Source organism: Carboxydothermus islandicus, from assembly GCF_001950325.1.
Taxonomy (GTDB): Bacteria; Bacillota; Z-2901; order Carboxydothermales; family Carboxydothermaceae; genus Carboxydothermus; species Carboxydothermus islandicus.
In genome coordinates this window covers 1-20,079 of the sequence record NZ_BDJL01000036.1, presented here as the reverse complement: position 1 = coordinate 20,079, position 20,079 = coordinate 1, and the positions used below count along the sequence as shown (strand labels likewise).

The 20,079-nt window shown below is 38.2% G+C and carries 21 protein-coding genes; all 21 read left to right on the top strand.

Going from position 1 to position 20,079, the window contains the following annotated elements:
- The first annotated feature begins 320 nt into the window (after positions 1-320).
- The 21 genes from ciss_RS06485 to ciss_RS06385 all read left to right on the top strand — a co-directional run bounded on the left by ciss_RS06485 (position 321) and on the right by ciss_RS06385 (position 19,744).
- Positions 321-734, top strand: coding sequence for a hypothetical protein (locus tag ciss_RS06485; RefSeq protein WP_075865472.1), 414 nt, complete (start codon positions 321-323; stop codon positions 732-734).
- 129 nt (positions 735-863) lie between these two features.
- Positions 864-1,337 carry a ferritin-like domain-containing protein gene (locus ciss_RS06480; RefSeq protein ID WP_075865471.1) on the top strand — a complete coding sequence of 158 codons (474 nt, stop codon included), beginning with the start codon at positions 864-866 and terminating at the stop codon, positions 1,335-1,337.
- A gap of 259 nt (positions 1,338-1,596) precedes the next feature.
- Positions 1,597-2,934, top strand: a complete 1,338-nt coding sequence (locus tag ciss_RS06475) for a sensor histidine kinase (RefSeq protein WP_075865477.1) — start codon at positions 1,597-1,599, stop codon at positions 2,932-2,934.
- Between the two features lie 4 nt (positions 2,935-2,938).
- Entirely contained in the window at positions 2,939-3,580 is a 642-nt protein-coding gene (locus ciss_RS06470; protein ID WP_075865470.1) for an accessory gene regulator ArgB-like protein, read from the top strand.
- Between the two features lie 105 nt (positions 3,581-3,685).
- Positions 3,686-3,823: a cyclic lactone autoinducer peptide gene (locus tag ciss_RS06465; protein ID WP_077177484.1), complete on the top strand. Its 138-nt coding sequence runs from the start codon at positions 3,686-3,688 to the stop codon at positions 3,821-3,823.
- Between the two features lie 348 nt (positions 3,824-4,171).
- Positions 4,172-4,765 (top strand): hypothetical protein, encoded by a 594-nt coding sequence (locus ciss_RS06460; protein ID WP_075865469.1) that lies wholly within the window; start codon positions 4,172-4,174, stop codon positions 4,763-4,765.
- A 516-nt stretch (positions 4,766-5,281) separates the two neighbouring features.
- Positions 5,282-5,950 (top strand): SdpI family protein, encoded by a 669-nt coding sequence (locus ciss_RS06455; protein ID WP_075865468.1) that lies wholly within the window; start codon positions 5,282-5,284, stop codon positions 5,948-5,950.
- Positions 5,951-6,110: 160 nt separating this feature from the next.
- A complete protein-coding gene (locus tag ciss_RS06450) occupies positions 6,111-7,454 on the top strand; it encodes a sensor histidine kinase (protein ID WP_075865475.1) in 1,344 nt (447 codons plus the stop codon).
- 31 nt (positions 7,455-7,485) lie between these two features.
- The gene (locus tag ciss_RS06445) at positions 7,486-8,247 is read left to right on the top strand and encodes a LytR/AlgR family response regulator transcription factor (protein WP_075865467.1); all 762 of its coding nucleotides are present in this window, start codon (positions 7,486-7,488) and stop codon (positions 8,245-8,247) included.
- Between the two features lie 306 nt (positions 8,248-8,553).
- Positions 8,554-9,153, top strand: a complete 600-nt coding sequence (locus ciss_RS06440; protein WP_075865466.1) for a hypothetical protein — start codon at positions 8,554-8,556, stop codon at positions 9,151-9,153.
- A gap of 285 nt (positions 9,154-9,438) precedes the next feature.
- Positions 9,439-10,023, top strand: coding sequence for a hypothetical protein (locus ciss_RS06435; RefSeq protein ID WP_075865465.1), 585 nt, complete (start codon positions 9,439-9,441; stop codon positions 10,021-10,023).
- 289 nt (positions 10,024-10,312) lie between these two features.
- Positions 10,313-10,894, top strand: coding sequence for a hypothetical protein (locus tag ciss_RS06430; RefSeq protein WP_075865464.1), 582 nt, complete (start codon positions 10,313-10,315; stop codon positions 10,892-10,894).
- A gap of 89 nt (positions 10,895-10,983) precedes the next feature.
- Positions 10,984-11,256, top strand: a complete 273-nt coding sequence (locus tag ciss_RS06425; RefSeq protein WP_075865463.1) for a hypothetical protein — start codon at positions 10,984-10,986, stop codon at positions 11,254-11,256.
- A gap of 52 nt (positions 11,257-11,308) precedes the next feature.
- The gene (locus ciss_RS13020; RefSeq protein WP_077177482.1) at positions 11,309-12,715 is read left to right on the top strand and encodes an ABC transporter ATP-binding protein; all 1,407 of its coding nucleotides are present in this window, start codon (positions 11,309-11,311) and stop codon (positions 12,713-12,715) included.
- A gap of 15 nt (positions 12,716-12,730) precedes the next feature.
- Positions 12,731-14,215, top strand: a complete 1,485-nt coding sequence (locus tag ciss_RS06415; RefSeq protein ID WP_075865462.1) for a hypothetical protein — start codon at positions 12,731-12,733, stop codon at positions 14,213-14,215.
- A gap of 101 nt (positions 14,216-14,316) precedes the next feature.
- Positions 14,317-14,982, top strand: a complete 666-nt coding sequence (locus ciss_RS06410; protein WP_075865461.1) for a YIP1 family protein — start codon at positions 14,317-14,319, stop codon at positions 14,980-14,982.
- A 9-nt stretch (positions 14,983-14,991) separates the two neighbouring features.
- Complete coding sequence (locus tag ciss_RS06405; protein ID WP_075865460.1) at positions 14,992-16,029, top strand: efflux RND transporter periplasmic adaptor subunit; 1,038 nt, start codon at positions 14,992-14,994, stop codon at positions 16,027-16,029.
- Positions 16,026-16,724 (top strand): ABC transporter ATP-binding protein, encoded by a 699-nt coding sequence (locus ciss_RS06400; protein WP_075865459.1) that lies wholly within the window; start codon positions 16,026-16,028, stop codon positions 16,722-16,724. Before ciss_RS06405 ends, ciss_RS06400 begins: the two co-directional genes overlap by 4 nt.
- Positions 16,714-17,904 (top strand): ABC transporter permease, encoded by a 1,191-nt coding sequence (locus tag ciss_RS06395; RefSeq protein WP_075865458.1) that lies wholly within the window; start codon positions 16,714-16,716, stop codon positions 17,902-17,904. Before ciss_RS06400 ends, ciss_RS06395 begins: the two co-directional genes overlap by 11 nt.
- Positions 17,905-18,089: 185 nt before the next feature.
- Entirely contained in the window at positions 18,090-19,271 is a 1,182-nt protein-coding gene (locus tag ciss_RS06390) for an ABC transporter substrate-binding protein (protein ID WP_075865473.1), read from the top strand.
- Between the two features lie 59 nt (positions 19,272-19,330).
- Entirely contained in the window at positions 19,331-19,744 is a 414-nt protein-coding gene (locus ciss_RS06385; protein WP_075865457.1) for a phosphate-starvation-inducible PsiE family protein, read from the top strand.
- The last annotated feature ends 335 nt before the right edge of the window (positions 19,745-20,079 follow it).

Genomic DNA, 20,079 nt, shown 5'->3' with positions numbered 1-20,079 from the left:
GAAGGAATGAAGGTACTGCGGTAAAGGGGAAAACCTTACCGTACAAACCGTGGCGAGTTTTGCGGGTAGCCCTCCTGACCGGAGCTCTCCTTGACAGGCCATTATATCGTGACCTGTCACCGCTGAAGAGAATACTTGTCAGCGGTATGGGAGAAGGTGGCTGAAAAGCTGCGGTGAGTTCCTGCTTCTTGGGGCAGGGGCTATGGCTGTTCCAAATACCGCCAGTTGGGGCTGGGACAGTCTGAAAGGCGGACAACAAATACCCCAACCTTCTAAACTGATGCAGTTTTGCACAGTTTGGATGACCAGGTTTTCAAGGTGTGTTTAGATTAAAAAGTAAAAGCACTTTAGTTATATCGATATTAATTATTTTGATTTTGCTAATTTCTATTATTTCTTATACCAAATTTAAGAACGCAGGCTCTATTTCCTTAAAGCACATTTCTTCAATTGAAATTATAATTAATCCGCAAAGCACCGGTAAAATTGTTTATACAAAAGATAAGAATTTAAAAGAAATTGAAGAATTTTATAATGCTTTTAAAGAAGCAAAACCTGCTGATAATAGTTTGGGTACTACTCACAGTCATATAGTGATAATAAATCTTACTAATGGTGATAAAATTACTGTTTTGGGTGGAACGCAAGGTTTTCAAACAGTTTTAATGAATGGTAAACAATTTAATATAAAAGGTGATAAACTCTGGAATTATTTTAAACAACTGAACAAATAAATAAGAGCTTTTACAACTTTGGTGCCGCGGCAAGATAACCCGTATAGCAAATTCCTTTTTCTAAAATTAAAAAGGGATTTTGCAAAAGATGAAGAATATAATTAAAAAAGAGCAACAGGGGGTTTTAAGATGCATCTTGGAAAACTTAGTTTGGGAGAAGTTTTAGAATTTGCCGTAAGTGTGGAAAGAAACGGTCTTGCCATGTACCGGCAGTTTGCGGTTACCTTTTCCGGAACGGAGCTGGAAAAACTGTTTGATGAGCTGGCCGATGAAGAAGTAAAGCACGAGGAAGATTTTAAGCGGATGTTTGGTGAGGTCAAAGCGGAAAACCTGCCGGAGACCTACTTTGATGAGTACCGGGAGTACATGGAAAGTATAATTAACCTCCATCTCTTCCGGGGTAAAAAAGTAGAAGAGGTGGCAGCGAAAATTACCGATGCTAATGAAGCTTTAAAGTTTGCTTTGGAGTTTGAAAAAGATAGTTTGTTGTTTTTCCTGGAACTTAAAAATTTAGTTGATGATAAAGATAAAGCTATGGTCGATAAATTAATAAACGAAGAGCGGGGACATGTGTTAAAGTTAAGTAAAAAGCTAATATCTTAAAATCCTTGGCAGCAGGATTGTTAATCTTTCCTGCTGTTTATTTTTTGGCCTAAAGGAGGGCACAAGCTTCTACTCGAAATCCCCTCTTATGGTAGGTATTAGCTATAACAATGCCGATAAGGGAACTTGGACCAATTGGCAGATGGACTTTATACTGCTTTAAAAGGAATTAGAAGTTTTTTGTAGAATACTTATCTAAAGTTACCTTTGGTTCTTATACATGCACCAGGAAAAATGGAGGAAAGACAAATTGGACAGGATGTCTCTACCAGTTTTATTATTTATTTCTTTACCGGAAGCGATGCTGGTAAGTACAATAGGTTTGTTAATTTTAAGATTTAAACCAACTCTGAAAGAAATAACTGTAATCGGTATTTTTCAGGCAATATGCAGTTATTTTATTCGTTCGTTACCCCTGGCTTTTGGTATCCATTCTTTACTGCAAATTATAACCTTTTCTTTGATAATATGTTTTACAATGTTAATACCTTTTAAATTCAGCCTGCTGGCGGCGTTACTGGGGTTAAGTATTTATCTGGTTGTAGAAATGGTATCTGCACCACTTTTGCTTAACCTAACTGGTTTATCTCTATCTACAGTTTTAAGTAATTTCTGGTTACGATTAGGTTTTTTTCTGCCCGAAGCCCTGGTTTTGTTCATAGTGATTTTGTTAATCAAACGCTTAAATCTAAAGTTGCCCAAGTCCTGGTTGGATTTAATGGGAGCAAATAAATCTTACATGCTTAAATACGTTCCACTTATAAGCTTATTTTTACTTCAATTTATCCTGATAATGTTAATTAGTCTGGCAAACTATCTTGAAAATAATTCGCTATCAAAGATTAAAACCTTTATTTCTGAGCCTTTTATTTTAATTTTAATGACTGCATTAATATCAATTCTTTCTATTTTTAGTATGAAACGGATTATTGATTTCCTGCAAGAAGAAATTAAACTCAGAACCCGGCTGGATTATCTTAACCATATAGAGGAGTTACTGCGTACTATCCGTATACAACGCCATAATTTTAACAATGAACTGCAAGTTGTTTTTGGTTTGCTTCAGGTAGGGGCTTTCCAGGAGGCAAAAGATTATATTAAAAAATCCATGGAAGAAATAGCAAACACTTCGGAATTAATAAAGACGGATAAACTGGAAATTACCGCGTTACTGCAAACCAAGTTATGCCTGGCGGAAAACAAGAAAATAAATTTTAAAGTAAAGGTGAAAACGAGTCTGCGGGAATTGCCGCTGGAAGTAAGAGATTTCAATGTTATTCTTGGAAATTTGATAGACAATGCTTTTGAAGAAGTCGAAAGACTGCCATCGGACCAAAGAAAGGTAGAGGTGGAACTTACAAAAGACTTAATGGGTTATGTTTTTATAGTTAGAAACTATGGATTGCCGATAAAGCCGGAGGTAATCGAAAAAATTTTTGAACCGGGGTTTTCCACCAAAGGCGAAGGCAGGGGTATGGGACTTTACAGCGTGAAAAAACTTGTGCAGAAATATAACGGTGATATCCAGGTGAAAAGTGATGCAAACTGGACTATTTTTACGGTTCGGCTACCGGATAAAAGTGGCTTAGAGAGGTGAAAGAATGGTTGATATAAAGAATACTGCTTCGGGATTGGCCCGTTATTTGGCCTGCGAGTTAGATCTTGATCCGAAGAATACCGAAGTGACACGGTACGGAATGGAAATAATCCTGGGGGCTTTATTAAAAGGGTTAATAATTTTCGGTTTTTCCTACTGGTTGGGGATAGTTCCTTACGTTTTGGCAGCATTAATTACTTCCAGTATATTCCGGTTACTTTCCGGGGGAGCCCATTGCAATACATATATGCGCTGCTTGATATTTAGCTTAACCATCCTGCTTTTAATAGGCATTTTGTCTCGTTTAATTTCACCATATGTTAAGGAGACTTCACTGCTACTTTCGGTAATTGCGCAGGCGTTAGTGGGTCTATATTTTGTAAAAAAGTGGGTTCCGGTGGACAATCCAAACAAACCAATTCCTTCAGAGAAAAAGGGAAAGTTCAAAAAGCTTTCAGCAATCTACGTTATTACCTGGGCTACCGTTATGATTTTATCATTATTTAACCGGGCTGAAATATCGGTGACTTATCCCGTTATTTTAGCCAGTATGGGAGGTTTTACCGTTCAGCTGTTAAGTTTATGCCCGGCCGGTTGCCGGATGATAGGTAGAATTGACCGTATGCTTGGTAAATTTTTCGCATAGCTCTTTACATTTTTGCTAAGCAAGATTGATTTATTAGATAAAGAAAATGAAGATTAAATTTATATAGAGAAAGCATTAAAACATGTAAAAAGGGGGGACCATAGCATGTTTAAAAGGGTAAAACTCACTTTTCTTTCCACTGTAGCTACCCTGGCTCTTTATGCAGGTTTTCTTAGCATTAAACCGGCAAGTTTCTTTTTGTGGTACCAGCCTGAAATACCCGAACACCTTAAACGAAATTAATTGCTAGTTTTAATTGCTGAAGGTGATCCTAAATATTGTATGTAAAAAATTGCTCTTGGTTTAGCAAGGGCAATTTTTTTGTACCTTTGAAAGATAATTCACGGAAGTTTAAATCAATAAAAAAGAAGTTTCCGACAATGAAAAAGACTTTTCAGACAAGGATTTTACCTTTATAGACAAAACCTATTGAAATTGAATGGTGGATTTGTATAAAATTGGAGTAACCAGAAAAAACCAAGAGGGATACCATTTTTAATAAGAAATTTAATTGACTTAATTGTAAACTTCTTTACCGAAAAAACTTAATTTTTTTACTTACTGCGTTAGCATGGAGGGGGTAAATGAATAATGTTTGTATTAACAAATAGTAAAAGATTCACATTTTTTATAATGATTTTATTGTTTGTTGCATTAATTTTAAACTCATGTGGATTAAACCAGGATAAGGGACTTACCAATGAAGAAATAAAGGAGAAATTAATAAAAAAATTTCAAGAAAAAAATCTTGTTGCGGACAATGTAAAGGTTGTACTTATCAAAAAAATTGACAAACAGTATTATGCAATCTTCAATTATGATGAAGTAAACTTAAATTTTGAAACTTTAGTAGCATTTAAAGTTAAAAACAATGATGTTGAAATAAATACCATTAGTGGTGGAATGTGTAAAACAAGTCCTGATGATAAGATAGCAGTAGCCAGCACTTCTTATGAATCAAGCTCACCCGCGACGAAGTGGATGTTTGTTTATGGAACGGTGTTTGATCCAAAGATAGCAAAAGTTAGAGTTGTGTTTAGCGATGATAAGGAAGTAGTTACCGATGTAGATTGGCAAAATGATTATGGTGGTTATCTTGTATACAGGGAAAATTTTATTACCGGGTTTAAACGAATAGAAGCGCTTGATAAAAACTTGAAAGTAATTTATAAAATAGGGATATAAATTATTTCAAACTCTCCTGCTTTTTCAAGCAGGATTTTTTTTCTTTTTAGAGGAATTTTTAGAAATATGCCGAATAAAAAACAAAAAAGCCAAAAGAAGATAAGCGCTTTCTAAAGTCCATTGTGAACTTGCAAATTAATCCGGCACCTATTTTTCAAAATAAATTAGTATAGAAGGCAATTTTGTCAAAAGCGGATTGTTATGTAATCTATGTCGCTTTCTACCTTAACTTTTGTTTGGGGGCGTCGTGCCCTGCACACTTTAGGATTAAATCCAAGGGTTGCCGCAGGGGTTTTTTGTTTTCATCTGTAGTATCAGAGGGATATTTCACCAGGGTTTGGTTATTTCCTTTTCGTTGCCTCTGGGTCAATTATACACCGATGGGATACCATTATTTGATTTCAAAAGACAATATCACGTAGTATTGTTGGAGTTGAAAACTTATCCAGCAATTAAGCATAAATTTACCCAAGGATATCGCCAAAACTTAAGTAAACCATTTAGGAGGTTTTAATAATGAAATTCACTTTGAAAAATTTTCTCCGTTATTACTGGTTTTCTTTGCTAATCCTCATCGCCATTTTTGGTGTAAGTTTTTACTTATATCCAATGCTTCCGGCTATAATACCGACCCACTGGAATTTATACGGGGAGGTTGACGGCTGGAGTTCCAAAGGTTTTGGGGTTTGGTTTTTACCCTTTTTAACCCTGGGGTTATTTCTCTTATTTATAGTCATTCCCTATATTGACCCCCGGCGGGAAAATTACGAAAAGTTTTTTGGGGTTTATGTTTTGTTTATTAACGGTTTTCTAATATTTATGGGGGCTATGCATGTGGCGACGCTTTTGGTAGGTCTTGGCTATAATGTACCGATCGGGGAACTCGTACCCGTTGGTATAGGTTTTATCTTTGCCCTAATCGGTCTTACCATGGGGAAAATAAAGTCAAACTATTTTTTTGGCATCCGCACTCCCTGGACTTTGGAAAGCCCTACGGTCTGGGAAAAAACCCATAAAGCTTCTGGCAAATTTTTCGTAGCTTCCGGAATCATTATGGCTTTGGCTGGCTTTTTACCGCCGGTGGTGGAGCTTTTAATTCTTCTTATTTTGCCACTTTTTACCGCGGTAGCGGTAATGGTTTATTCCTATCGACTTTACGAGCAGGAAAAAAAGAATAAAGGCTAAGGGAATGTAAATTTAAAGTTTCCCTGGATATGAAAAAGGATTTATAAAGTATATGGAGAATTAATTTCCAAAATTAAAAAATTTGTGTTTTAAGATAAAATTCTCCGAAAAATTGTCTTTATTTCTAACATTCAAGTGGAGGAAAGTAAAATTGGACAGGATGTCTCTTCCGGTTTTATTGTTTATATCTTTGCCGGAAGCAATGCTGGTTAGTGTGATTGGTTTATCCCTTTTGGGTTTTAAATCAACTCTAAAGGAAATAACCTTAATTGGCATTTTTCAGGCAATATGCAGTTATTTTATTCGTTCGTTACCAATAGCTTTTGGTATTCATTCAATACTCCAACTCATTACCTTTTCTTTAATCATATCTTTTATATATTTAATTCCTTACAAATTAAGCTTTTTGGCGGCCTTACTGGGTTTAAGTATTTATCTGGCGGTGGAGATGGTATCCGCCCCGCTTATCTTTAACCTAACGGGGCTTTCTCTGTCCTCAGTATTAAATAATTTCTGGGAGCGACTGGTATTTTTTCTGCCCGAAGCCCTTATTTTGGTTATTATAATTTTATTAATTCAGCGCTTAAATCTAAGGTTCCCCGAACGCTGGTTGGATTTATTGGGGGCAAATAAATCATACATACTTAAATCTGCTCCACTTATAAGCTTATTTTTACTTCAATTTATTCTGATAATGTTAATTTATCTGGCAATTTATCTTGAAAATAATTCGCTATCAAAGATTAAAACTTTTATTTCTGATCCTTTTATGTTAATTTTAATGGATGCATTAATCTCGGTTCTTTTTATTTTTAGTATGAAACGGATTATTAATCTCCTGCAAGAAGAAATCAAACTTAAAACCCAACTGGACTATCTTAACCAGATAGAGGAGTTAGTGCGTACCCTTCGCCTGCAACGCCATAATTTTAACCATGAACTGCAGGTGATTTACGGCTTACTTGAAGTTGAAGCTTTCCGGGAGGCAAAAGAATATATTAAAAAGTACCTGGAAGAGATTGCGGTTACTTCGGAATTAATAAAGACGGATAAACTGGAAATTACGGCGTTACTGCAAACCAAGGCATCTTTAGCGGAAAGTAGGAAAATAAATTTTAAAGTGGAGGTAAAAACGAGTCTGCGGGATTTACCGCTGGAAGTAAGAGATTTCAATGTTATTCTTGGAAATTTGATAGACAATGCTTTTGAAGCAGTCGAAAGACTGCCTTCGGACCAAAGAAAGGTAGAGGTGGAACTTACAAAAGACTTAATGGGTTATGTTTTTATAGTTAGAAACTATGGATTGCCCATAAAGCAGGAGGTAATCGAAAAAATTTTTGAACCGGGGTTTTCCACCAAAGGCGAAGGCAGGGGTATGGGACTTTACAGCGTGAAAAAACTTGTGCAGAAATATAACGGTGATATACAGGTGAAAAGTGATGCAAACTGGACTATTTTTACGGTTCAGCTACCGGATAAAATTGAAAACACCCGAACACCTTAAAAAATTTATTTGCTGGGGAAGGTGCAGCTAAATGCTTAAGGTCATAATTGGTGAAGATGATCCTGCCATGAGGTTGGTTTTGAGACGAGTGTTGGAGGGGATTTCCGGAATAGAAGTAATAGGGGAGGCGGGAAACGGCCGGCAGCTGGTTTCGCTGGTGGAGGAATTTAAGCCGGATGTGGTTTTTGTGGACGTTGATCTGCCGGAAATGAACGGGGTAGAGGCGGCGAGAGAAATTTTTGACATTGATCCTAAAATCTTTATCATTTTTGCCACGGCTTATGATAGCTATACTCACGAAGCTTTTGAAGTTTATGCTTTTGATTACCTGATAAAGCCCTTTAAACTTGAACGAATTAAGCAAACAATGGAACGAATTATCGAATTAAAAGGGGAAAGGGATAAATCCGGGATTGTAGAACGGCCCATGACGCCACTGGCAGGAGAGAACCGGGAAAATAAAAACTTAAAACTGCTCGTTTACTCCAATGATAAATGCACGGTAGTAAATGTTCACGAAATAATCGTAATTACCCGTTTTGACCGCAAGACAGTTATACATACCGCCCGGGGAAGTTTTACAACTTATGAAACCCTTAAACAACTGGAAGAACGGATTAAGAACGAAAAATTATTTCGCTGCCATAAAAGTTATATGATCAACGTGGACATGATTACGGAAATAATACCCTTTGGCAATAAATCTTATTTGGTCAAATTAGCGAACGTAAAAGAAACGGCCATAATTACCCAGGAAAAATTAAAAGAGTTTCAGGAAAAATATTGTCTGTGAAAAAATTGCTCTTGGTTTAGCAAGGGCAATTTTTTTTTGTACCTTCAAAGGAGAATTCATGAAAGTTTAGATCAATAAAAAAGAAGTTTCCGACAATGAAAAAGACTTTTCAGACAATGATTTTACCTTTATAGACAATACATATTGAAATAGAATGGAGGATTTGTTTAGAATTGGAATAAGCAGAGAAAAACCAAGAGGGACACCATTTTTAATAAGCGATTTAATTGACCCAATTGTAAACTTCTTTACCGAAAAAACTTAATTTTCTTGCTTACTGCGTTAGCATGGGGGGGTAAATGAACAATGTTTAAATTAAAAAATAGGAAAAGATTCACATTTTTTATAATGATTTTATTGTTTGTTGCATTAATTTTAATTTTAAGCTCATGTGGATTAAGCCAGGATAAGGAACTTACCAATGAAGAAATAAAGGAGAAATTAATAAAAAAATTTAAAGAAAAAAATATTGTTGCGGACAATGTAAAGGTTGTACTTATCAAAAAAATTGACAACCAGTATTATGCAATCTTCAATTATAATGTAATCTATGGAAATTATGAAAGCTTAGTAGCATTTAATATAAAACAAAAAGACATAATTATTAATCCTCTGGGTGGTGGCGTATGTAGGACTAGCCCTGATGATAAAATATCAATCTCAAGCACTTCTTATGAATCAAACTCACCCGCAACGAAGTGGATGTTTGTTTATGGAACGGTGTTTGATCCAAAGATAGCAAAAATCAAAGTCGTATTTACTGATGATAGGGAAGTAGTTACCGAGGTAGATTGGCAAAGTGATTATGGTGGCTATCTTGTTTACAGGGAAAATTTTGTAAAAGGATTTAAACGAATAGAAGCGCTTGATAAAAACTTGAAAGTAGTTTATAAAGAAGGAATATAAGCTTAAAATAGTGATTTCAAATTCTCCTGCTTTTTCAAGCAGGGTTTTTTCTTTTTAAAGGAATTTTTTGAAATATGCCGAATAAGAAACAAAAATGGCCAAAGGAGAAAACTGGAAATGACCAGACCTTTAAGATTAAAGCTGAAAAAATATCAGGATAGCAAAAAATGGCCAGGAGCCAGAACTATGTGGAATTTATTAGAGTTAAATGGCTGAATATGATTATGGTTACTTGATTCTCTGAATGTTTCATTGATTCATCTACTTGGGGGTATAAGTATTAAAGTGACTAATAAGAAAAAATTATTTTTAGGCTTATCTGCATTTATTTTGTGTATTATAGTTTTAACAACATTTTATTTCACAGTATATAAAAAATTTAAAAGCCTTATACCTGCCAACCCTTATGATTTAGAAATTGAAAAAAATGCAGTTTTTATTCCCGCAAAAAATAGTATTAATTTCGATTATAAGGCAAAAATATTAATTTTTTATAAAAATCCAAAAGAAGATTTAGTAATGCTACAACATTTAATTGAAATTAGCCCTAAAACTAAAGAAACGTATAAAAATGTGAGCTGTACTGTATTTCTTGATAAAAGCCTGCGAAAATGGATTTTAAGTGGACCATTATATTTTGGTACTGACCGTTCTCAAAATATTACAATAAATTATAAAACAAATCCTGGACTAAATTTAAGTTATATAAATCACATAGGTAAAGATTTTGATAAAAATATGCTTGTAGACGATTTAAAAAAGCCAATTAAAATAAAAATAAAGTGGCAAAATGGCACCGAATATGTCGAGTTAACCGATTTTACGATAACGTGGAGGAATTTTCTTATTAAAAATCCTTTTAACGGCTGAATTATGCTGGTAGTCAGGCTTCCAAAACATCCATGACCTTTTTTAAATTTCTTTTTACACAATTATCTGGATTTAACTTAATTAATAAGGTAGGTTGGGGTAGAAATAAAATAATCCTCAGCCTCCACGTTAGTGAGGTGATAAATCGTTGAATGAGGTTAAAGTTTTTAAAACAGCTCCGTACGATGGTTTAACTTTAATTAGCTTTATTTGGAAAACTTGTCTGAACTTTAAAGAAAAAGCGGTTAAAACCGAAAAGTTTGCTGATAAAAAGGGAGGGCTATTTTGAGTGAATAGTACAATTATTAGCCGGAAAAAAATTAAATTTCCAAAAATAATAATTACATTTTTAATTTTAGCTTTATTATCATTAACCGGTTGTAAAAATAATCAAAATGAGGAAATGCGCAGACTTGAAACCATTGAAAAAGAAATTTATAATCTGGAGCTACGTTTAAGAAATGTCGAAAGTCTTTTATATGACGCATATTATCAATATCTTGATGAGATTAAACAATTAAAAGAGCAAATTAAGGAAATTTCCCTGTATGACATCAATAAAAATACTCCGGTAGATGCAGTAAAAGCTTATCTGGAAGCTGAACTTCGAGGTGATTGGCAAAAAGCATACCGTTTAATGAACGTACCACATGAAGTATCTTATGCTGACTTTAAAAGAGCTTTGGATAATGCAAGGCTTATTAACTATAAAATTGGCAATTTTAAAATAGAAGATGCAAGAATGGCCTTTGTTGAAGTTTCCGACACTCATAAATTTAAGGATGGGCATACTGTAACTTTCGAAAATAGATATTGGCGTGTGGTAAAGGTCAATGGGGTTTGGAAAGTAGATTGGCTTGCGGCACAGTAAGAAAAAACGCCAAGGGTGAAGCCGTTAATTGTGTTAATGGTTTCGCGGTTATAGCTTTCTTAAAGGGAACTAATACAGGGGGAATTCGGGTGAATTACCTGTTATTGGTTTTTGTTTCTTTAATAATTACTCCTGTTGCGTACTTGATCGGATATCGCTTAAGACAGGTGATCCCAGAAAGAAAAAGGCTATCAGTAGGATTTATGCTACCTGTTATCGTTTTAATTGTAATAGGTATAATAGACTTTTTATTTTTTCAGTCCCCCAAAATTACTCAAACAGGTATTGGTACTGCTATCGCTGTAGGTTTTCCCATGGGTTTGGCTGGACCGCCGTTTACAAAAAATGAGAAAATTATGTGAAAATTAAAGGAAATATTTAAAATGTGGAAATAGGTTATTTGGGGGTAGGACGATGGCAGATATCGAAAATAAAAAAGTCTTTACTAATACCAAAAAGAGTCAGCAATTACGACAGTTCGTATGGGCTTTACAGGTGATAGTGACTGTGGAAATTTTAATAGTGGGACTTGCTATTTACATGATGATGACCAAAGGCTGGCTATTTTACCTGGTACTTGCCCTAATGCTGGCGTTATATCTTTATGTCTCAAGCTTAAACCGTCTAATGCTTGGATCGGCGCATGTTTTAACTCCTGAAGAACTTATTATTTGTCTGGGTCCGAGGTTTAAGTGCCGTCTGCCGCTTTCGTTGGTAGTGGAGGCTAAGGCGGTATCTTTGGCTTCAGCTCCTCAGGGAGATTTATTAAATGTAAGTGTTTTCCGGGAAGATGAGCGACTGTATTGTCTTTCACGCAATAGTGATGTCATACAATTAACCCTTTCGGAGCCAATTATGGTTAAAGCCCCATCTGTGGGTCCTGATAAAAGTCGGCGGGGGTTTATACGAGAAATTTTAATTAACGCCGATGAGCCGGAACGGTTTTTAGAAACCATTACAAAGATTGCCCTCCCGGAGAAAGAATTAGACCAAGTTAAGTCCAGCCAGGATACGCTTAAATCCCTCCAGGATAAAACCCGGCAAATAATATCTCTTACACCTCCAAATCTTAAATTAAATAAAACCCCGATTCTGGAAGTTAAACATTTAACCAAATATTACGGTGATTACCCGGCGGTTTTGGATTTAAACTTGGAAGTGTACCCCGGGGAGATTTTTGGCTTTCTGGGTGCCAACGGGGCGGGTAAGTCGACCACCATCAAAATGATGACGGGCCTTTTACGCCCTTCAAAAGGCACGATTCTGGTGCGGGGGGAAGATTTGTGGCAACCAGGAGCTTCGGTGCGGCGCCAAATCGGTTATATACCGGATACTCCCCTGGTTTACGAGCGGTTAACGGCCAGGGAACTTCTTATTATGGCGGGGCGACTTTACAATCTTCCTGAGGAATGGACCAGAAAGAGAATGGAGGAGCTTTTGGCGATTTTAGACCTGAACGCTAAAAGTGACTATATGGTTAACACATATTCCCTGGGAATGCAGCGGAAGGTTTCGGTAGCCCTTGCCCTTCTTTCCGATCCGGAAATTATTATAGTGGATGAGCTTACCAATGCTTTTGATGCCCCAACTTTAGCAAAGATTAAGGATATTCTTTTAAATCTAAAAAGCCAGGGGAAAACGGTATTTCTTTCAACCCATGTGATGGATGTGGCGGAAAAACTTTGCGACCGGGTGGGAATAATCCACCGGGGTCAGCTTAGAGCCCTGGGTACGGTGGAAGAGCTGTGTGAGTCGTTTGGTGTTTCCGGCGGCCTGGAACCTTTATTTTTAAAACTAATAGGTGAAGAGACCAACGGTTAAAGGGGCAGGGGATTGATGGTGCTTTGGCGGACTTTAGTCGAAATAAAACTAAGGGAAACCTGGAATGATAGGATTCGGTTTAATCGCTCGGGTCTTTTAATGATTTTGTTGGAATTAGTAACACTTATTTCGCTATTCGTTGGCATGAGAGTTTTTCTTAATGATGTGGGGCGTGGTTTAAAGTCGGGAGGGGATTTAGTGGCCCTTGCCGCCTTGACTTTGCCCATAACCTTTGGAAATGGTTATCTTTTGGCGGAGCGGATGTTGTTTGGCTTTAAAGCCCGGGTGGACCGCTTAATGGCTATGTATCCGCAGGAGATAATTAAGGCTACGGTTGTTACTGCTTACCTGGCTAATCTACGTCCTACTTTACAAATTCCCACCTTAATGGCCCTGGCACTGGCCCGGGTCTGGTTTCCCCATTGGCAATTGGAGCTTTGGGTTTTGTACTTTCTTATTCCCCTTATTGGTACCGGCTTGGCCCTTTTGGTTTTACTGGTGGTTAAACGGTTTTTTTTGAGGCTTAGCGGGCTTTTGTTAATAGTTACTCCTTTTCTGCAAATTGCCGGGCTGGCGGTGGCCCTGTGGCTTGGCGCAACCCTGGTAAAAGGGAAAAGGGTGAAAGTTTGGGTGTCTTTAAATTTGCCGGAACTAATATGGTGGATACCCGTTCTTCTGGCGGTCGGGGGAGTTATTCTGTATACGGGGTTAAAGTCGGCAGCTTTATGGGAAAAAGCTTTTTTAGAACAAGAAGAGCGGGGAACCGGGAGGCTTGGAAAAAAACCAACGGAGTTCCTCCTGAAGTTGCTCTCGGTCTTTCGCTTACCCGCTCCTGCTCAGGCGGTGATTTTAAAAGAATGGCTTTTTCTCTGGCGAAATCCTTTAACCACGATTCGAATTCTGGCCTGGCTGATTTTATCCCTGCTGCCTCTTATAAATTCCTGGCTTGGGGCCATGGTAAATGGTTTATCTCCCTTAATACCAACTTTTGCCATCTGGTATTTTTGCTTTGGGGAGTTAATTGCGACTGCCTACCAGGCCGAGGGCCGGCGGATAGGGCTGTTCTGGCTTGCGGCTATTTCTCCCGGACAATTAGCTACCGGAAAGTTTTTGGCCTATCTTCCTTTGACCTTTTTTGCCGGAGTAACTGCGGGTCTTATGAACGGCGTAATTGGTTTAAAAGGCCCTGCGGCGTTATTAAGCATAATTTTTTCCATCCTCGGAACCACCGTGGGTCTCGCCCTGTCCCTAATTCCTGCGGGCCTTACCATGAATAAAGTTGATTATGCCGGAAGTTCGCTAACCGATATGGCGATGGAGCAGGTTCCGTTAACATTTTATAGTTTCCTTTCAGCGTTACTGATGGGAGGGATTTTAGTTGCTTTTTATTTTATTGTTAGTTTAACTCCTTGGCCGGGGGCTGTTTTAGGAGTTGTTGTTGCGGGAAGTTTGGGGGTGGCTATGACCGGGTATTTCGTAAAACGAAGATATAACTTATAGATTATGACAGGCGAGGAGGTGGTAGTAGGCCTTTAGAAAACCCCATGGTAAAAGACCTTTAAGGAAAAAAGGAAAAGTTAAAAGCAAAGGAGTTGAGGATTATGGGCTTAACTAATTTAATTAAAGTTATTTATGCTCCCGGGGAAGTTTTTCAGGAAGAGTGGCAGAAAACAAATTTTTGGTTAAGCGGAATTATCATTGCAGTGTTAAATGGATTTGCGGCATGGCTTAGTATGCCAGTTATGCTTGAAACCATGAAAAAAATGTTAATAGATAAAATACCGCCGGAACAACTTACCGTCGCCCTTCAAGGGGCAAAGATTAGCGGGTTAATTGGAGCTGGAATAACACCGTTTCTTATCTGGCTTTTAATTGGGCTGGTTTTGTCTTTATATTCCCAGTTTGCGGGAGTAGAAGGGAAAATGGGACTTTATTTAAAAATTGCGGTTTTAAGCTGGATACCGATTTTATTGGGGAATATTATCCGGAACGGACTTGTTTACTATATGAAGCCTGAAAATTATCTTGATGTAAAAACTTCGTTTTTATTACTTTTGCCGGGAGAAGTAAAGATGGATTTTATCCACATATTTATGTCTAAACTGGACTTTTTTACCCTTTGGGGCATAGTATTGTTAGGCTATGGTTACGGGAAAGCTTTTAATACCGATACTAAAAAAAGCATCGCTTTTTGGTTAATACTTTTTCTTTTAATTTCAATTATAAGCGCGTTTTTTGGCGGACAAAGTTTACAGAAAATGGCTTAGGAGGTCGTTATGAAGAAAAAAATATTAGCTATAGTTGTAATCGTTCTGTTTATTGGCGGGGTAGCAGGCTTAAATGTTGTTAAAATTAAAAAAAATCCGGGTGTGTCCGTTAAGACTACCAAAGTAGTCGAAGGGGATATTGTCAAATATGCTTTTGCTGAAGGTACGATTGAACCTAAAACAACGGAAAACATCTATGTTTATACACCGGGCACGGTAAAAGAGGTCCTGGTAAAACCTGGGCAAAAGGTAAAGGCGGGGCAGGTGGTTTTAAGACTTGACGATGCTGAGTTAAAAAATCAGTTAAAAGAAGCCGAAAATCAGGTAGAATTACTTGAAGTCCAGCTAAGTGATGCTAAAAAGGCCGAAAAACTGCCGGGGATAAACCAAACCTCTACCAAAAGCTTGAAAGTCCAGCTAAAGTCGGCCCGCGACCGGGTTGAGATGTTAAAGGAGAAAATTAGAAAGACCCAGCTTAAAACTAAGCTTTCGGGGGTAGTTTTAGCGGTAAATGTGGAAGCAGGACAAACCGCCAATCCTGGTGTTCCGGTTATTGTGGTGGGGGATTTATCAGGTTTTAAGGTAAAAGGAAGGGTAAACCAGTTTGATGCTGCCTTAATTTCCCCGGGGCAAAAATTTACTGCCCAAGCGGAAGGTTTGGAGCGGGAGTATACCGGGATAATTGAAACGGTAGAACCGCAGGCGGTAAAAACGGTTTCGGCCCAGGGGGAAGAGATTAAAGTAGGGTTTAGCGGTAAAATCACCGGGGATATTACGGGGCTTAAGCCAGGCTATAAAGTAGACTTAAAAATCGAAGCGGGGCGGAAAAATGGAGTTTTAACCCTTCCCTTTGAAACAATCGTGGAGCGGGATACGAAAAAATATGTGTTTATAGTGCTGGGAGATAAGGTAAAACTTCAAGAAGTAAAGCTGGGGCTTAGCGATGATTTAAAAGCCCAGGTTTTATCCGGAGTCAAAAAAGGTGACCTGGTAGTGGTAAACCCGCCAGCTGAGCTAAAAGATGGGGATAAGGTGAAAGTTAAATGATTCGGGTCGAAAACTTAACTAAAGGCTATCTTCTCGGAAAAAGTCGAATAGAAGTTTTAAAAAACATTAACTTTACCGTAAGTGCCGGCGAGTTTGTGGCCATCATGGGGCCGTCGGGTTCGGGTAAATCTACCTTAATGAATATTCTGGGGTGCTTGGACCGTCCGGATAGCGGAAAATACTATTTAGACGGGATAGATGTAGGAAGTCTTTCCGATAATGAGCTGGCAGAAATCCGGAACCGAAAAATTGGCTTTGTGTTTCAAAACTTTTATCTTTTGCCGCGGGAAAACGTCTTAAAAAATGTCGAACTACCTCTTCTCTATCAAGGAGTAAAACCTGGAATAAGGAAAGAAAAAGCTATTGAAGCTCTAAGAAAGGTTGGACTTTCCCATCGTTTAGAGCATAAGCCAAATGAAATCTCCGGCGGTGAGCGTCAAAGGGTAGCCATTGCCCGGGCGTTAGTTACCAATCCTTTATTAATTTTAGCCGATGAACCAACGGGAAACTTAGATACTAAATCCAGTACGGAAATTATGAATATTTTAACCGGCTTAAACCAGGAAGGGGTAACAATTATTTTGGTCACCCACGAACCGGATGTGGCTTCCTTTGCTAAAAGGTTAATTAGAATTCGTGATGGCGAAATTGTCGAAGACCGGGTAATAGAGAGGGGGCAAGGCGTTGGAGCTTAAAGAGAGTTTAAGGGTAGCCCTTTCTTCCCTCTGGGCCAACAAAATGCGGTCCTTTTTAACTGCCCTTGGGGTAATTATTGGTGTGATGGCGGTGGTGGCGGTGCTGTCCATTGGTCAGGGAGGTAGAGAAGCTACCCTGGGCCAGATGAAAAGTATCGGCTCCAACTTATTTTTTATGTACGCCAAAACCATTGGCCAGGAAACCTTGCGTCCGGATCAGCGTTTGTCGTTAGATGACGTCCGCGCGGTAGAAGCGGGGGCTCCGGCAGTGAAAAGAATAGTTCCTTCCGGCTATGATATGGCCAAAGGAGCAGCGGGTAGTAAGAAAGTTGATTTAATAGTGGTGGGGACTGTTCCCGAATATAAAGAAGTGCGCAATATTCATTTAGTTAGCGGTAGATTTTTAATTGAGGAAGATGTTAAGTATTTTCGCAAAGTAGCCGTAATTGATGAAAAAGGAGCAAAAGAACTTTTTGGTACCGCGGATGCTACCGGAAAAACCATTAAAATCAAAGGTTTACCCTTTACCGTGGTGGGCGTTTCTAAAACCGAAACCTTAAGCTTTAATATGGGAATGCCCAATTACCGGGTATATCTACCGATTTCTTCCTGGCAACGGCTTTTTAATACTACCCGGGTAGACCAGTTAGAAGGGGAAGCGGTATCGGCCGATAAGGTTAAAGAAGCAATCGAGCAGACCAAGCGGATATTAAATAAACGCCACCGGGCGGAGGATTTATACGAAGGATTTAACATGGAAGAACAGCTGCAGGTGGCCAATAAAGTGCTGGGTTTAGTTACCCTTATCATAAGCTCTATTGCCGGGATTTCCTTATTTGTTGGCGGTATTGGTGTTATGAATATCATGTTAGTGTCGGTAACGGAGCGAACTAAAGAAATTGGGATACGAAAAGCCATTGGAGCCAAAAGGCGGGATATATTAATCCAATTTTTAATTGAAGCGCTTCTTTTATGTTTGCTTGGCGGGGTTATTGGATTAATCATGGGGGTGATAATTGCTTTTATTGTGGCGAAAATTGCCGGCTGGCCTTTTATCGTTACCTGGTGGAGCATGGCTTTGGCGGTGTTTTTCTCGACGCTGGTAGGAGTGGTATTTGGTATTTATCCTGCCAATAAGGCAGCTAAACTTGATCCCATTGAAGCTTTAAGATATGAATAGATAAACCCGAGGATGTTTTGGGTATTATGTATACTTCTTGCAAAGACTGGACAGAAAATTAGGTTATAAGCTAAAATTATTTTTAAAATTAAATAAATTTTGTAGAATGGAGGGATGGTAGGAGTAAGGAGGATTTGTTGTTTGTTTTTTTTTATTTAAATAATAATACTACGGGAGGATGGAAGATGAAGAGAAAAGGATTTACAAAATTATTGCTGGTTTCTTTGCTGGCGTTTTTGTTAGTTTTTACGTCGGCATGTGGGACTAAAACTGAAGAAAAGAAAAGTGAAGAGGTAATAAAGATAGGTGTAAACTTGGAGCTTTCGGGTAATGTGGCTTCCTTTGGACAATCGACTTTAAATGGTTTTACCTTAGCTTTAGAAGAAATAAATGCTGCCGGCGGGATTAATGGGAAAAAACTTGAAATTATTAAATACGATAATAAATCGGAAAACACCGAGGCGGCTTCGGTGGCGACCCGTTTAATTACCCAGGACAAAGTGCCAATTATCTTTGGAGCGGTTACTTCCGGGAACACCATGGCTTTCATGAACATTGCTGAAACCAATAAGGTTCCGGTCCTAACTCCAACGGCTACCAACCCGGATGTTACGGTTGATCCTAAAACCGGAAAAGTGCGGGAGTATATTTTTAGAACCTGCTTTATTGATCCCTTCCAGGGAACAGCTATGGCTAAATTTGCATTAGAGGAATTGAAGGTTAAAAGAGCTGCAATTTTAAAGGATAATACTTCGCCCTATTCGGTGGGTTTAGCTAAGTTTTTCACTGAAGGCTTTAAGGCCGGCGGTGGTGAAGTGGTAGCCGATGAAAACTTTACCGTTAACGACCAGGATTTCCGTTCGGTTTTAACAAAGATTAAAAGCTTAAATCCAGATTTCATATACGTTCCAGCATATTACGAGCAAGTTGGGCAGATTGTGAAGCAAGCCCGGGAAATGGGAATAAATGTAGCCTTTGGTGGTAGCGATGGCTGGGATTCGCCAAAACTTATTGAAATTGCCGGGAAAGAGGCGTTAAAAAATTGCTACATTACAAACCACTATTCTCCGGATCGGGACGATCCCAAGGTAAAAGAGTTTGTTAATAAGTATAAAGAAAAGTACGGAAACGTACCGGATGCTTTAGCAGCTCTTGGTTACGACACCGCGTATGTTTTAGCCGCAGCATTAAAGAATGTTAAAGAAGTCACCCCGGAAGCTATAAAAGATGCCCTTAAAAACGTCAAAGATGTGGAAGGGGTAACGGGTAAAATATCTATTGATGAGCAGCACAATGCTAAAAAAGGTTTAGTGATTTTGGAGTTTGTTGATGGTAAGCAAACCTACCGGAAATTTGTTGAGCCTTAAAGAAGTAAAGGCCGGCGTCTGCCGGCCTTTAAATATAAATAGAGAAAGGAGTAGTTAAAATGTTTAATGTAGTAAGATACTTACTTTGGATAGAGTATTTAATTCACTTAGTGGTTGCAATTATGCTTGTTATAGCGGTTGGAGGAATTATTATAAGTACATTTACTGGATTTTCAATAACTAAAAACGTCTTACTGCTTATTAGCAATGCATTATTAATTATGATTATTAAAGAGGTTATATGGACGGTTATTAAATTTTTTAAAAAAGAGCGATTTAGTGTAGCTTCGTTTATTTTAATAGGCATCATTTCTGCTGTTAGACAAAGCCTTTTTGTGGAAGCGCAAATATCTTTAAATAAGAGTCATGGGTGGGAGCCGTTAATTGAGATAGGTGCGAATACTTTGATTATTCTGGTGTTATCTGTAGCTTATTACATTGTTAAAAAAGCAGAAGCTTGTTCAAATGATTAGTAAAGAAAAGGTATTTCCTAGAAATTGGCCCTTGAAAAAGGGTGAATGAATTTGATATATTAAGAGAGCGTCCCGCGGGACAAGGGAGCAAAAACCCCTTGACAGGGGACGCGAAGATATGATAAATTAAGAGACGTCGCCGACGGCAGGAAACGCCGAAAGCGACAGGTACCTTGGCAAGGGAATAACGGCAAGCGGACCGTACTCGGGAAGGGTACGGAAGCAAAAAAGCTTGGATTGACCCTTTCATAGGACCTAACCTGTGCGAAACAGGTTTAGATACCGGGGTCCCCAAAAAATCGGAAGATTTTTTGGGGTAGCACTTCGGGGTCCCC